Here is a 13,676-nt window from a genome sequence, read left to right as displayed (position 1 = left end):
AGTAACCTTCAACTTATCTGTCAATCATATTTGATGGATTAAGTATTACAGCCTTGTTAGGTATAATAAATGAATAATATTATCTTTCAGAATTCCTATTTACGGAATAATTACCATAACACAGGATTGGACATGCAGAACAAATTGGAAATGATGCGTATCTTTTGTGTCGCAGCAGAGTCTCGAAATTTTAAAGAGGCAGCCACTCAGCTGGGTATTTCCCCGCAGGTAGTGACACGGGCAATAAAAGAGCTAGAAGAGCAGCGCGGAGAGATTCTGTTTTACAGGAGTACTCGACAAATTAAAATTACCGCTGATGGTGAGCGTCTGGCAAAGCAAGCACATTTTGCGGTAGGATCCATTGATGCTCTGTTTGTAAAAGACACCAAGGAAAAACGAGATGAAATGCGTGGGACCGTCCGTCTTACTGTGTCGTCTGTGTTAGGGCGCAAATTGGTAGTACCCGCACTAGCAGAATTTGCCACACGTTATCCAGATATTGTCGTGGATTGTGTGCTAACAGATTCACACTCGGATGTGATCGATGAGCGGATAGATATCGGGATCAGATTTGGATTTTTGCCGGACAATCGATATGTGGCAAGGGAATTGGCTAAAGTGAACTTTTATTCTGTGGGTACGCCAGAGTTAATTGATAAGGTTGGAATGCCTAAAAAAATTATTGACTTAGATAAATACCCTCTAACAGCACTATTCGATCATAAAACAGGGCGTTACTGGCCATGGACATTCACCGAAAGTCGAAGCTTCACGCCATCAAAGCCTCGTTTTATTACAGATGATCTAGAAGCTGAATTTCAAGCTATTCTCGCTGGAGTTGGATTCGGACACATGCCTGGATTTCTAGTTTTGCCGTGGCTTAGGAGTGGTAAGCTCATTCAGATACTTCATGAGGAAACCTCTCCCGTTTGGCGCCTGTATTTATATCGTCCACAGCGGGGCCCGACACCTTTGCGAATCCGAGCATTGTTTGATTACTTAGTGGAAGTGCTGGGCCATATAGAAACCTGAATCAGATAAGACCATCATGTATCTAGAGTAACTACAATTTTTCCTATTTGCTGATTTGATTCAAGATAGCGCTGAGCGTCATGCATGTCCTCAAAGTCAAAGCAACGGTCGATCACTGGGCGAAGATATCCTGCACCTATACTGCTAAGAATAAATCGTCTGGCTTGCTCCCTTAAAACAGGGTCATGGAGAACCTCAAGGAACAAAAAACCTCGCATGGTTAAGCTCTTGCGTAATGCAACTTTAAGAGGAAATGGTGTGATCTCAGGGCTAAGTGCACCATGCATAACCATAGTTCCTCCTACAGACATCGCTTTTGCAATCTGTTCAATATGTGGCCCTCCTACAGCATCGAAGGCGACATCAAGATGTTCTCCACCTAAACGTAAAACAAGCGCCTCATACAAATCTGGTTCATCTTCACTGGCTATAACATTTTTAACACCGAGATCCAGTAAACGTTGCTTTTTCTCTATCGTCTGTGTACTTGCAATGACCTTAGCACCCGCTGCTTCAGCTATCTGTATCGCAGCTAGTCCTACGCTACTTGAAGCTGCTGTGATCAAGATTGTTTTTCCTTTCGAAACTCCACCAGCATGGATTACACCACCCCAAGCCGTCAAATACTGCATCCAGATTGAGGAAGCTTCTTCCCAGCTTAAACTATCGGGTTTGTGAACTAAAAAAGTTTCTGGAATCAGAAGCTTGTCCGCATATGTCCCATATTTGGCTAGATTGTCAGTCGGAAGAATCGATACTGCATCTCCTGGAGAAAATTGGCGTACACCTTCACCTATCGCCAGAACTACGCCTGCTCCCTCATATCCCAGACGAGAGGGGAATACTGCCTTTTGAATATAAGTACCACGCCGAAACATCACATCAGCCCGGTTGAGTCCGATCGTTTTCATCTGGATTAGAACTTCTCCTGCGGCTGGTAAAGCCACAGGAAGTGTTTCTAATGTCAGAACATCTGTATCTCCAATAGAATTGAAGCGCCAAGTCTTGGCCTGAAGTGCGTTAAATGACATCAATCACGACCTTAATATTGGCAGAGCGATCTTGAACAGCATCATGAGCCTCAATCGCTTGATCTAGAGTAAAATGACGAGGATCAACAATAGGACGCAGTTTACCTTCCTCAACGAGACGAGTCGCGATCTTAAGGACATCACCATGATGAGAACGGCGATTACCTGTTAACATCGGCAATAGGACGAATACGCCAGACAGTGTGGCACACCGTAGAGATGAACTCGCTAAATTATGATTACCAAATGCAGCACAGCTGGTAATGTGGCCATAGTGAGTTGTCATTGAAAGTGAAGCTTCTAGTACTGGACCACCCACAGTGTCGTAAACAATGTTAAAACCTTGACCCTCAGGGCTTGCAGCAATAATGTCATCGGAAGATGCTGTTGTGTAATCGAGAGGTGTTGCACCGAGTTCTGAAATCAGTGATTGATCAGCTGTACGACCAGTCGCCCAAACATTTGCATCAAGTGCTTTTGCAAGCTGAACCACCATATAACCAACGCCACCAGCACCACCCTGAACCAGTACAGTTTGCCCTGGTTGGACCTTAGCATTATCCACTAAACCTTCCCAAGCGGTGAGGAACGTCAATGGTAGTACTGCTGCCTCGCGCATAGAGATATTCCGTGGCTTTAATGCGATCAGATCAGCATCTGCTACAACATATTCTGCTAAAGATCCTTGAAGACCACGAACGCCACCAATCAGACCGTAAACTTCATCTCCGACGTTGAAGTGAGTGACACCTTCACCAATAGCAGTTACAACCCCAGCCATATCTGTTCCCAACACGGCAGGAAGCTCTGGCATAGCATATGGTGCTTCACCAAGACGAATTTTATAATCAATAGGGTTTACACCACTAGCATGAATACGTACTAGAACTTGCCCAGCCTCAGGTTGAGGTATAGGGAGTTCTACACGTTTAAATTCATGATCACCAAAATTTTCTAAGATAAGAGCATTCATCATCTTATTCATAGTTATTCCTTATTCTTAACTGGGGGATGATATGCACAGTACCAAAGTAAATTAATCCAATAAATGATATTTATAGGATTTGATAATTCCTAAATAATGAATAATAAATATTATCCGCTCACTAAAAATATTCTAGTACAGTCTGTAAAGGCAGTTTAATCTAAACTGTCGGTAGTATTTTCAAGGCTTGAAACGTTCAAAATATCTACAAAGTGGCTAAAATTTGAAACATAATTCTAAAAGGTCACAGCATCACAAAGAACATGAGCCAAAATAAAAAATGGGAGCTAAAAGTCCCATTCTTTGTGACTTTAGCATCAGCTCTACGATGTTAATTTAAAAAAAACTAAAAACAGGGATAGAAAATTTTCGCTAAAGAGCTTTTTGATTTTCGATTTATAAAAAATATTGCTTTTTTTATACTATGGGGTACTATAGTATAAAAGCTAGCAAATAAGGAGGTCTGATGCCTAATCAGGTTGAAGACAAAAAAAAGATTCTTCTACGCGTCAGAAGGATCAAAGGTCAGACGCAAGCGATTGAAAAAGCGTTAGAAGACAATGTGGAATGTGGTGCAATTCTGCAACAAATATGCTCTGTGCGTGGTGCTATTAATGGTTTAATGAATGAAATGCTGGAGGTTCATTTAAAGGACACTTTAGTATCAGGTGAAACCACAGAACAACAACGAAAAGAAGAATTGGCTGAAATCGCCAAGATTCTAAAATCATATTTAAAATAGATCTGTATAAGGAATTATTCCATGAAGTCACGTGCTGCTGTTGCGTTTGGTCCTGGTCAACCTCTTCAAATTGTTGAGGTCGATGTTGCACCACCGAAGAAAGGTGAAGTATTAATCAAGATTTCCCATACCGGTGTGTGTCATACAGACGCATTTACTTTATCTGGCGATGATCCTGAAGGCGTTTTTCCGGCTATTCTCGGACATGAAGGTGCTGGCGTTGTAGTTGAGGTTGGTGAAGGCGTGACTAGCGTCAAACCAGGTGATCATGTAATTCCACTTTACACCGCTGAATGTGGCGAGTGCGTATTCTGTAAATCTGGAAAATCGAACTTGTGTATTTCCGTTCGCGAAACTCAAGGTAGAGGCGTAATGCCAGATGGTACCACTCGTTTTTCCTACAATGGTCAACCGATTTACCACTATATGGGCTGCTCAACGTTCAGTGAATACACGGTAGTGGCAGAAGTATCATTGGCTAAAATCAATCCTGAAGCCAATCACGAACATGTCTGCTTACTGGGTTGTGGTGTCACAACGGGTATCGGTGCAGTACACAACACGGCTAAAGTACAAGAAGGTGATAGTGTTGCGGTCTTTGGTTTAGGTGGTATTGGTCTGGCAGTCGTACAAGCCGCACGTCAAGCTAAAGCAGGACGTATTATTGTGGTTGACATGAATCCAGATAAATTTGCGCTGGCAAAAGAGTTTGGTGCAACGGACTTCTTGAACCCTAAAGACTACGACAAACCAATCCAGCAAGTCATTGTCGAAATGACTGGCTGGGGTGTAGATCATTCATTTGAATGTATTGGTAACGTGAATGTGATGCGTTCAGCCCTTGAAAGTGCACACCGTGGCTGGGGACAATCCGTAATTATTGGTGTAGCTGGCGCAGGTCAGGAAATCTCTACCCGTCCATTCCAACTGGTTACTGGTCGTAAATGGCTAGGTTCTGCCTTTGGTGGCGTAAAAGGTCGCTCGCAACTTCCAGGAATGGTTGAAGATGCAATGAAAGGTAAAATTCAATTAGAACCATTTGTGACACACACGATGGGTTTGGATCAGATCAATGAAGCCTTTGATCTAATGCATGAAGGAAAGTCGATTCGTACTGTAATTCATTACGAATAATTCCGTCAGACCTTATACTTTTCCATGCATGTGAATCATGATTGACATGCATGGAATCCTCTAAAACGGCACATCATCTGTAAAACAGATCTATCTGTGTAGGCATCGTGTATAGGTTCAATAAACCTGCCTACATTTTAAATCTTTATGACTATTCTCTGTAGAGAATGTCAGACTCTTTGTTTACTCGATTTCTCATGAGGTCTTGCTCAACATAGGTAATTGATTATGGAAATAATTGAGAAACATGCTTCTTTTGGTGGATCGCAAGAAGTGTATCGCCATCAGTCAATAGCACTAAACTGTTCAATGAAATTCTCAATATATCTGCCACCTCATGACAAAGATGAGAAGTTGCCAGTTTTATATTGGTTATCAGGACTGACTTGCAACGAACAGAACTTTATTACTAAAGCCGGAGCACAAAAGTATGCGGCTGAACATAAAGTCATTATTGTTGCACCAGATACCAGCCCACGTGGAGAAGATGTACCAGATCATGCAGATTACGATTTAGGCCAAGGTGCAGGATTCTATGTGAATGCAACACAAGCACCCTGGTCAAAGCATTTCAAAATGTATGATTATATTGTGGAAGAGCTCAGAAATCTGATAGACCTGAATTTTCCGACCAATCAAGTCCAAAGTATTATGGGTCATAGCATGGGTGGTCATGGTGCATTAGTAATTGGGTTAAAAAATCCTGAGCTGTATAAAAGTATTTCTGCTTTTGCACCGATTGTTGCACCTAGCCAAGTACCTTGGGGGAAAAAGGCTTTCACACACTACCTTGGTGAAACCGAAACTTTATGGAAAAGCTATGATGCGATTGAATTAATCAAAAACGCTGAAGTTCATTTACCTATTTTAGTCGATCAAGGAACAGCTGATGATTTTCTTGAAGAACAGTTAAGGCCTAAGCTTCTTAGTGATATTTGTTTGGAACAAGAATATCCTCTGACACTTAACCTAAGAGAAGGGTATGACCATAGCTATTACTTTATTGCGAGCTTTATAGAGAAACATATAGAGTTTCACAGCAAATTCCTAGCTAAATAACTTTCATAGATATGAGGATGTACAATATTGTTCTTGAATGCTTCTTGAGCAATATAATTTCCAGATGAAGAGGTCAGCTTATAAATCTAAGGTAGAGTCAATTGATCCTTATATAAATAAGATTGAATTTAATCATCTCATATCTTGATTTTTTGATTCAAATGTTAATGATATTAACTTGAATAAATTCATAGCATTATGTCGAAATAAAAACCTAAATTTTGGCTCAGCTATGGGAATTTTTTTTAACTTTTATACAACAAAACTTTCTGACATGCATACATTAGCAATGTCAGAATCAGTTTGAATTATAATCAATTATGGAGTTTTAGTCATGCTTAAAACAGCTTTATATGTCCGTCTTGAAGCTAAACCGGGTAAAGAAGACGAAGTGGAAGCTTTTCTTAAAGCCGGTTTACCTATTGTCATGGAAGAACCTGCGACAGTTGCGTGGTTTGGCCTACGTCTTGGACCTACAACATTTGGTATTTTTGATGCATTTCCTGATGAGGCGGGTCGCCAAGCGCATTTATCTGGCAAGGTTGCAGCTGCTTTGATGGCTCAGGCCGAAGAGCTATTTTCAGAGCCACCATCTATTGAAAAAGTAGATGTTTTGGCGAGTAAACTACCAGCTTAAACCGATGCTTAAATGTATGAGGGTGCTGTCTGAAATTTTGAATGAAAGGCAGCACTTTAACGCTTTGAGGTTTGTCATAGGCTTTTTATTCAAGTTGGGCTACTTTATTTATTGGCTTAATCTCATCATTTAAATGGGGCAATATCCAAAACAGGGTAAATAAACGAATGCAACTATTTACATGCTTTATATTGAACCAATCTATCTAATTTACTGTCACATTTGTACATCTGCTAAACCGTGCCAATCTGCTTTTAAAATATTTAATCATTGCTATTTTGTATGAGCCATTCACTGTTTCAGCCAATGCGTTCACAACCATGTCAGTAGTCATACGTGTTGATACCTTTCATCCAACAATCGCTCGTGAAAATACATTAATAATAAAAGCGGTATAGAACAAGCCTGAATTTGTTTAACCATCACTAAAGTTGCAAGCTGAAATAATTTTTATAAAAATAGACGACTGGTCTATTTTTATGTATAGTTAGCACATGGTGTAGGCAAAAGCCGTAGTGTTGTCCGATTTTTTAAAAGTTTATTTGATGAATAACGGTGGTTTTTCAAATCAATTAACTGATCATTCTAGGATAAAAATATGCTGAATTTTAACTTTTATAATCCGACCCGCATTATTTTTGGTGGCGATACAATAGCTAAAATCAATGACTATGTGCCTACAGAAGCAAAAGTATTAATGTTGTTTGGTGGTGAAAGTGCACGTAAGAATGGTACTTTAGCTGAAGTGCGTGAAGCATTAGGTGCAAGAGAAATTCATGAATTTGGCGGAATTGAGCCGAATCCGAGTTATGAAACCCTCATGAAAGCTGTAGAGCTGATTCGTGAACAAAAGATTGATTTCTTGATGGCTGTCGGTGGTGGATCGGTAATCGACGGTACTAAATTTATTGCAGCAGCAGTCAATTATACAGGGGATACATGGGAGATTTTAGAAACCCATGGTAATAAAATTACCCAAGCTTTGCCTTTTGCGAGTGTACTCACCCTTCCGGCAACTGGTTCAGAAATGAATAGCGGTGGGGTAGTAACCAGAAAATCGACCCAAGCCAAATTGTCATTTAGCAGTCCCTATGTTTTTCCGCAATTTTCCGTACTTGATCCGAATAAAACTTTTAGCTTGCCGACGCGCCAGTTGGCTAATGGCGTGGTCGATGCATTTATTCATGTCATGGAACAGTACTTAACTCACCCTGTGAATGCACACGTACAAGATCGTTTTGCCGAAGGTCTATTGCAAACTTTGATTGAGATTGGACCGAAAATCTTGGAAGATTCAGCAGATTATGACACGCGTGCGAATTTGATGTGGGCTGCTAGCATGGCACTGAATGGGCTAATTGGAGCTGGTGTACCACAAGATTGGTCAACCCATTTGATTGGACATGAGCTCACGGCTTTATATGGTATTGATCATGCTCGTACCTTGGCCATTGTGTTGCCGTCCAATCTACAAGTGCGTCGTCAAGAGAAGCGAGAAAAATTACTACAGTATGCAGCTCGTGTCTGGCAGATTGTCGAAGGTGATGAAGAACAACGTATTGATACTGCTATTGCTCGTACTCGAGCCTTCTTTGAGCAACTTGGATTGCCGACTCGTCTTAGCGATTATGGACTGGGGGAGACAGATATTGAGATCATCATTACGCAACTTAAATCACATAATCTTACACAGCTAGGCGAACATAAAAATGTTTCATTAGAGATCAGTCGCCAAATTCTCGAGATGAGCATCTAAGCTAAATGCGCGTATCTGGCATGCTCTGACCCTGTAACAATGCTCCTCAATCATGAAAATTATCGGAGAAATAACATGAAAATTTTAATCGTTTTAACTTCACATGATCAACTTGGCAATACTGGTAAGAAAACAGGTTTCTGGCTAGAAGAACTTGCTGCACCGTATTACACCTTTATTGACTCTGGTGCTGAAGTTACGCTGGCGTCGCCTCAAGGTGGGCAGCCACCACTAGATCCGAAAAGTAATTTAGCCGATGCTCAAACTGAAACCACTCATCGTTTTGAAGCAGATCCAACTGCAATGCAAGCATTGGCACAGACACATAAACTTAGCGAAATTTCTGTAGCTGATTATGATGCAGTGTTTTATCCAGGCGGGCATGGCCCATTGTGGGATTTAGCAGAAGATCCGATTTCAATTTCTCTGATTGAACAGGCGATTCAGTCTGGCAAACCTGTTGCAGCAGTGTGTCATGCCCCGGGTGTTCTTCGTCATGTGAAAGCGAGTAATGGAGCGCCCTTAGTTAGCGGTAAATTAGTGACTGGTTTCACCAATACTGAGGAGGCCGCTGTAGGTTTGACTGAAATTGTACCATTTTTAGTCGAAGACATGCTTAAACAAAACGGTGGTCATTATTCTAAAGTTGATGATTGGCAAGTACATGTTCAAGTAGATGGCTTGCTGGTTACTGGACAAAATCCAGCATCTTCTGCTGCAACTGCCTCAGCATTACTTCAATTGTTGAAATAAAGAGTAGCTAGTGTCTGTTGTGGTGCTTAGCAGTGAATAAACTTCTGACTCTGAGCAACTGGCGCAATAAGCAAAATAACCCTCACTTAATGGTGAAGGGCCTGAGTTAATAGCTTTCCTTTATTTATTTTTCTATATACAGGAAGGATATTTTTTTTAATTTAGATCAATTAAGTCATGGTTACTTGGATACAATGAAATGAAAGACAGCAAACTTTTTCAAAACTTAAGCTTAGGCCCTTATGTTTTGCAAAACCGTATTGTATTGCCACCATTAACGCGGTCGCGCAGTACTCAGCCAGAGAATATTCCAAATGAACTGATGGCAACCTATTATCAACAGCGTGCCGGGGCAGGGTTTATGGTCACCGAAGGTACGCAAATCGAGCCACGTGGTCAAGGCTATGCTTGGACTCCCGGTATTTACAGCCCTGAACAGATTGCTGGATGGCGTAAAGTGACGGAAGCAGTGCATGCTAAAGGAGGCATTATTTTTGCACAACTTTGGCATGTTGGGCGTGTTTCACATACATCTTTGCAACCCGATCATGCATCACCGGTCGCACCCTCGGCTATTAGGGCTGATAGTAATGTTAAAGTGTTTATTGAGACCGGGCCCAATGCAGGGACCTTGGCTGATCCTTCAATGCCACGTGCTTTAAGCAATGCAGAAGTTAAAGAATTAGTGCAACTCTATGCTCAAGCAGCACGCAATGCCTTGGCTGCTGGTTTTGATGGGGTTGAAATTCATTGTGCAAATGGTTATTTGGTGAATCAATTTATCTCTGCACATAGTAACCACCGTGAAGATGAATATGGTGGATCACTAAACAATCGTTTGCGTTTTTTACGTGAAGTAGTACAGGCCGTTGCTGAGGTGGTTGGTGCAGATCGTTTAGGAGTGCGTTTTGCCCCGCTATTTGAAAGTACAGAGGAAGATCGTGTTTACATGGGGTTGGTTGAAGATGATCCACATGTGACTTATATTGAAGCCATAAAAATACTTGAAGAAGTTGGGATTGCCTATCTATCTATTGCAGAAGCTGATTGGGATAATGCACCAGAACTTCCTCATGATTTTCGTAAAGATGTCAGAGACACTTTCAGTGGTCGGATTATTTATGCAGGTCGATATACGGCAGAAAGAGGAACTCGAATTTTAGAGGCAGGGCTGGCCGATTTAATTGCATTTGGACGCCCATTTATTGCGAATCCAGATTTACCCGATCGCATCGCCAATGGCTGGCCATTGAATGCAGTAGATGCAAGCACTATGTATGGTGGGACGGAAAAAGGCTATATTGATTATCCAGCTTACGCAGATTAATATTGACTTAATGAGTTATTTTGCCAACCTTTGTGGTTGGCAAAATAACGACTTAAGATTGCTGTTGCTAGCACAATTTCTTCTTAAAACAAGTTCTTAAAATTTTTTAGCTGTGTAATGAGCCAACCTGCCAGTGGGAAAGAAATCAGTTGCGTTACTGGCACTAATACTATGACTTCAATCAACACCATCATCGGGAAACTTTGATGCTCAGTAATTGGCTTTAATAAAGTGAGAACCAGTAATAGTGTGGGATATAAGCCTAAATAACCAACTAAAATACGAGTCATGAGGGCTTTAGAAGGAGAATTCATTGTGCGCTATACTCATGGATTGTAAATTGATCTAATAGCAACACATTAATAAGTAATCATTGGACTGCTATCATGAATTATTAATTATGTAATTGATATTTAATCTAATTTTTATGAATCTTCACTTTTTAATAGAAATTTAGTTGCTCTCAGAGCTTGATGTAATGGCGTTTTATCTTTTTGCAACTTACTCAGTAATGCTGCACCTAACCACATTTGGTAAAGTACTTGTGCCAACGTTGAGGCCTCAGTATCTGCTTGGATAGACTGATCCTGTTTTCCCAAATCAATTAAAGCAGCAATACGTTGGATTACATCATCGACGCCAGCGGACATAATGGAGCGCATATCTTCAGATAGATCGGCAACTTCTGCGGCAAGTTTCACAATTAAACAGCTATCCGCCCAACCACACTGTGTTTCAGGATCTTCTATCCATAAATTAAAATACTCAATCAGCTTTTGATAAGGGGATTTATCGCTACGCCATACATCATTTAAACGGACTTGGTAATTATCTACATAATGCTGTACCAATTCACACCCGAAAGCTTCCTTGGATTGGAAATAATGATAAAACGAGCCTTTAGGGATTTCACAGCTCTGTAAAATTTCCTGTAATCCTACGCCAGTAAAACCTTTATGCAAAATCAGGTCTGAACTGGTGTTAAGAATGTGTAAGCGCTTCGCTTCAGACTTTTTAATAGGAGTAGGCTTCATATTAATTATTTACTCTATTGTAAAAAATAGACCAGTCGTATTGTTTTTTATTATAACTCATCTACAATGGATGTAAAGAAATTTTAATCATAATTTTTGATTGTGAATAGAAATACTTCTAAATAAAACATGGAGTTATATGTGTGAAAACAGTTATTAATCAACGTATCGTTTTAGCTCAACGGCCAGTCGGTGAGCCAAAACACAGCGATTTTCGTATTGAACAAGTTGAACTCAATGAACTTAAACAAGGCGAGATATTGTTAAAAACCATTTACTTGTCACTCGATCCTTATATGCGTGGTCGCATGAGTGATGCTCCTTCATATGCAGCACCGGTTGAAATCGGCGAAGTGATGGTCGGTGGAACAGTCAGTCAAGTGGTGGCCTCTAAAAACCCAAAATTCAAAGAAGGCGAGTGGGTTCTTTCCGGAAATGGCTGGCAGGGCTACGCAATTTCTAATGGGACTGCATGTCAAAGCTTAGGTATGCAACCTGAACATCCATCTTGGGCATTGGGTATTTTGGGAATGCCAGGATTTACTGCTTATATGGGGTTGTTGGACATTGGTCAGCCTAAAGCTGGTGAAACTTTGGTCGTTGCAGCTGCAACAGGACCTGTTGGTGCTACGGTTGGACAGATTGGCAAAATTAAAGGTTGTCGCGTGGTTGGCATCGCAGGTGGGCCTGAAAAATGTCGTTATGCAGTAGAAGAACTCGGCTTCGATGCTTGTATTAATCATCATGATGAAAATTTTGCAGAACAATTACAACAAGCAGCTCCCAACGGTATTGATATTTATTATGAGAATGTCGGGGGTAAAGTGTTTGATGCGGTATGGCCATTGCTTAACTCTGCGGCACGTGTACCGGTGTGTGGTGTGGTTTCCCAGTATAACGCTACCGAGCAAGCACAAGGGCCAGACCGTTTACCGGGCTTTATTTCCACCCTTTTAAAAAAGCGTATTCGCATGCAAGGCTTTATTATTTTTGATGATTATGGCAGTCAGTATCCGGAATTCTATCAGCAAATGTCTGAATGGTTGAAAGACGGAAAAATCAAATATAAAGAGTATATGGTGCAAGGTTTAGATAACACGATCAATGCTTTCAATGGTATGTTGAAAGGCGAAAACTTTGGCAAAGTGGTTGTAAAAATTTAAAAAAATAGGAATTATCATGATCACACTACATCATTTAGATCAATCACGTTCTTTTCGCATTTTGTGGTTACTTGAAGAAATCAAGCAGCCCTATGAGCTGAAACGCTATTATCGTGACTCAAGCACGCATTTGGCCCCTGACTCTTTAAAAACCATTCACCCTTTAGGGAAATCTCCAGTATTGGAATGGGATGGCAAAGTTATTGCAGAGTCAGGCGCAATCGTTGAGTTATTAATTCAGAAACTTGCGCCGCATTTAGCACCAGATATGGATGAATCTACCTATGTCGATTATTTACAGTGGATTCATTTCTCAGAAAGCTCTGCCATGCTGCCATTTTTGTTAAAAACGTTTAATACGATAGAAACCAAGCAGGGCACGAAGTTGGTATTTCTAGAAAATTATACTCAAGTTGAGTTCGATAAAGTATTTGGCCATTTAAATGAATATTTAAAAGATAAAGAATTTCTAGTGGCAGACCGTTTAACCGGTGCTGACTTTATGATGGGCTTTGGACTACATGCTTTAGTTTATCATATGGGACAAGGTGAAAATTATCCCCATATCCAACGTTACGTAGCAGGTTTAAGCCAACTACCTAGCTGGCAAGCCGCAGTACAAATTGAACAAAATGGTGTGAAAAGTCAAAAATAGCAAGATTGTTTTTTTAAGGCAATTGAGAAAAAGAATCATGATTGACAAGTACATCTGGTTATAAAATAAGCTGACACTTATTTAAAGTAAACGCCTAATGAATTTCATCGGGCGTTCTCTATTTTAAAGATAAGGAATTACCATTATTTAAGACAAGTTTCGCCTATTCTTTCACTGCAAATTCCTATCAAAAGGGCTTGAATATCACGACGGTTACGTTGAAAGATATAATCAACTTTTGAAAGAAAGAAACGTGACTAACGCACAGCAAGATTAAATTATTCCTCGGGGTATTAAACAAGTAGGGTGTGTTGACACTTTTAGCTTAAAAAAATAGCGAAGTAGTAAAATCAAATCGCCAAACCCAA

The 13,676-nt window shown here is 40.5% G+C and carries 14 protein-coding genes and 1 pseudogene; 10 read left to right on the top strand and 5 right to left on the bottom strand.

What is annotated here, in order from left to right; translation table 11 throughout:
- Window positions 1-132 precede the first annotated feature (132 nt).
- Entirely contained in the window at window positions 133-1,032 is a 900-nt protein-coding gene (locus I6L24_RS15415; protein ID WP_004733180.1) for a LysR family transcriptional regulator, read from the top strand.
- Between the two features lie 14 nt (window positions 1,033-1,046).
- Here the strand turns inward: I6L24_RS15415 and I6L24_RS15410 are convergent, their stop codons facing one another.
- Together I6L24_RS15410 and I6L24_RS15405 are read right to left on the bottom strand one after the other, a co-directional pair.
- Complete coding sequence (locus tag I6L24_RS15410) at window positions 1,047-2,063, bottom strand: zinc-dependent alcohol dehydrogenase family protein (RefSeq protein WP_004281844.1); 1,017 nt, start codon at window positions 2,061-2,063, stop codon at window positions 1,047-1,049.
- Window positions 2,053-3,048, bottom strand: a complete 996-nt coding sequence (locus I6L24_RS15405; RefSeq protein WP_004281843.1) for a zinc-dependent alcohol dehydrogenase family protein — start codon at window positions 3,046-3,048, stop codon at window positions 2,053-2,055. The genes I6L24_RS15410 and I6L24_RS15405 overlap by 11 nt, the downstream gene beginning before the upstream one ends.
- Before the next feature lie 466 nt (window positions 3,049-3,514).
- Between I6L24_RS15405 and I6L24_RS15400 the strand changes: the two genes are divergently transcribed.
- From I6L24_RS15400 to I6L24_RS15385, 4 genes are all read left to right on the top strand, one after another.
- Entirely contained in the window at window positions 3,515-3,790 is a 276-nt protein-coding gene (locus I6L24_RS15400; RefSeq protein ID WP_001133625.1) for a metal/formaldehyde-sensitive transcriptional repressor, read from the top strand.
- A 21-nt stretch (window positions 3,791-3,811) separates the two neighbouring features.
- Window positions 3,812-4,924 (top strand): S-(hydroxymethyl)glutathione dehydrogenase/class III alcohol dehydrogenase, encoded by a 1,113-nt coding sequence (locus tag I6L24_RS15395; RefSeq protein ID WP_004281842.1) that lies wholly within the window; start codon window positions 3,812-3,814, stop codon window positions 4,922-4,924.
- A gap of 228 nt (window positions 4,925-5,152) precedes the next feature.
- The gene (gene fghA / locus I6L24_RS15390; protein WP_004281841.1) at window positions 5,153-5,983 is read left to right on the top strand and encodes an S-formylglutathione hydrolase; all 831 of its coding nucleotides are present in this window, start codon (window positions 5,153-5,155) and stop codon (window positions 5,981-5,983) included.
- Between the two features lie 334 nt (window positions 5,984-6,317).
- On the top strand, window positions 6,318-6,620 hold the full coding sequence (locus I6L24_RS15385; protein WP_000920558.1) for a putative quinol monooxygenase: 303 nt from the start codon (window positions 6,318-6,320) through the stop codon (window positions 6,618-6,620).
- An 85-nt stretch (window positions 6,621-6,705) separates the two neighbouring features.
- Here I6L24_RS15385 and I6L24_RS16865 read toward each other — a convergent pair.
- Window positions 6,706-7,035: pseudogene (locus I6L24_RS16865) on the bottom strand (IS3 family transposase); the annotation flags it as partial.
- 183 nt (window positions 7,036-7,218) lie between these two features.
- Here I6L24_RS16865 and I6L24_RS15375 point away from each other — a divergent pair.
- The 3 genes from I6L24_RS15375 to I6L24_RS15365 all read left to right on the top strand — a co-directional run bounded on the left by I6L24_RS15375 (window position 7,219) and on the right by I6L24_RS15365 (window position 10,456).
- Entirely contained in the window at window positions 7,219-8,376 is a 1,158-nt protein-coding gene (locus tag I6L24_RS15375) for an iron-containing alcohol dehydrogenase (RefSeq protein WP_004281840.1), read from the top strand.
- A gap of 75 nt (window positions 8,377-8,451) precedes the next feature.
- Window positions 8,452-9,129, top strand: a complete 678-nt coding sequence (locus tag I6L24_RS15370; RefSeq protein ID WP_004647734.1) for a type 1 glutamine amidotransferase domain-containing protein — start codon at window positions 8,452-8,454, stop codon at window positions 9,127-9,129.
- Between the two features lie 199 nt (window positions 9,130-9,328).
- Window positions 9,329-10,456 carry an alkene reductase gene (locus I6L24_RS15365; RefSeq protein ID WP_004281838.1) on the top strand — a complete coding sequence of 376 codons (1,128 nt, stop codon included), beginning with the start codon at window positions 9,329-9,331 and terminating at the stop codon, window positions 10,454-10,456.
- Window positions 10,457-10,539: 83 nt separating this feature from the next.
- On the opposite strand, the gene I6L24_RS15360 is transcribed toward I6L24_RS15365, so the two are convergent.
- Entirely contained in the window at window positions 10,540-10,770 is a 231-nt protein-coding gene (locus I6L24_RS15360; RefSeq protein WP_004281837.1) for a hypothetical protein, read from the bottom strand.
- A gap of 111 nt (window positions 10,771-10,881) precedes the next feature.
- Window positions 10,882-11,490 carry a TetR/AcrR family transcriptional regulator gene (locus tag I6L24_RS15355; protein ID WP_004281836.1) on the bottom strand — a complete coding sequence of 203 codons (609 nt, stop codon included), beginning with the start codon at window positions 11,488-11,490 and terminating at the stop codon, window positions 10,882-10,884.
- 143 nt (window positions 11,491-11,633) lie between these two features.
- Here I6L24_RS15355 and I6L24_RS15350 point away from each other — a divergent pair, with 143 nt between their 5' ends.
- On the top strand, window positions 11,634-12,653 hold the full coding sequence (locus I6L24_RS15350) for an NADP-dependent oxidoreductase (protein WP_004281827.1): 1,020 nt from the start codon (window positions 11,634-11,636) through the stop codon (window positions 12,651-12,653).
- 16 nt (window positions 12,654-12,669) lie between these two features.
- Window positions 12,670-13,308, top strand: a complete 639-nt coding sequence (locus I6L24_RS15345; protein ID WP_004281825.1) for a glutathione S-transferase family protein — start codon at window positions 12,670-12,672, stop codon at window positions 13,306-13,308.
- The last annotated feature ends 368 nt before the right edge of the window (window positions 13,309-13,676 follow it).

Origin of the sequence: Acinetobacter lwoffii (genome assembly GCF_019048525.1) — a bacterium.
Lineage (GTDB): Bacteria > Pseudomonadota > Gammaproteobacteria > Pseudomonadales > Moraxellaceae > Acinetobacter > Acinetobacter lwoffii_K.
The sequence above is the reverse complement of the archived record's forward strand: the minus strand, read 5'-3'. Positions and strand labels throughout refer to the sequence as shown.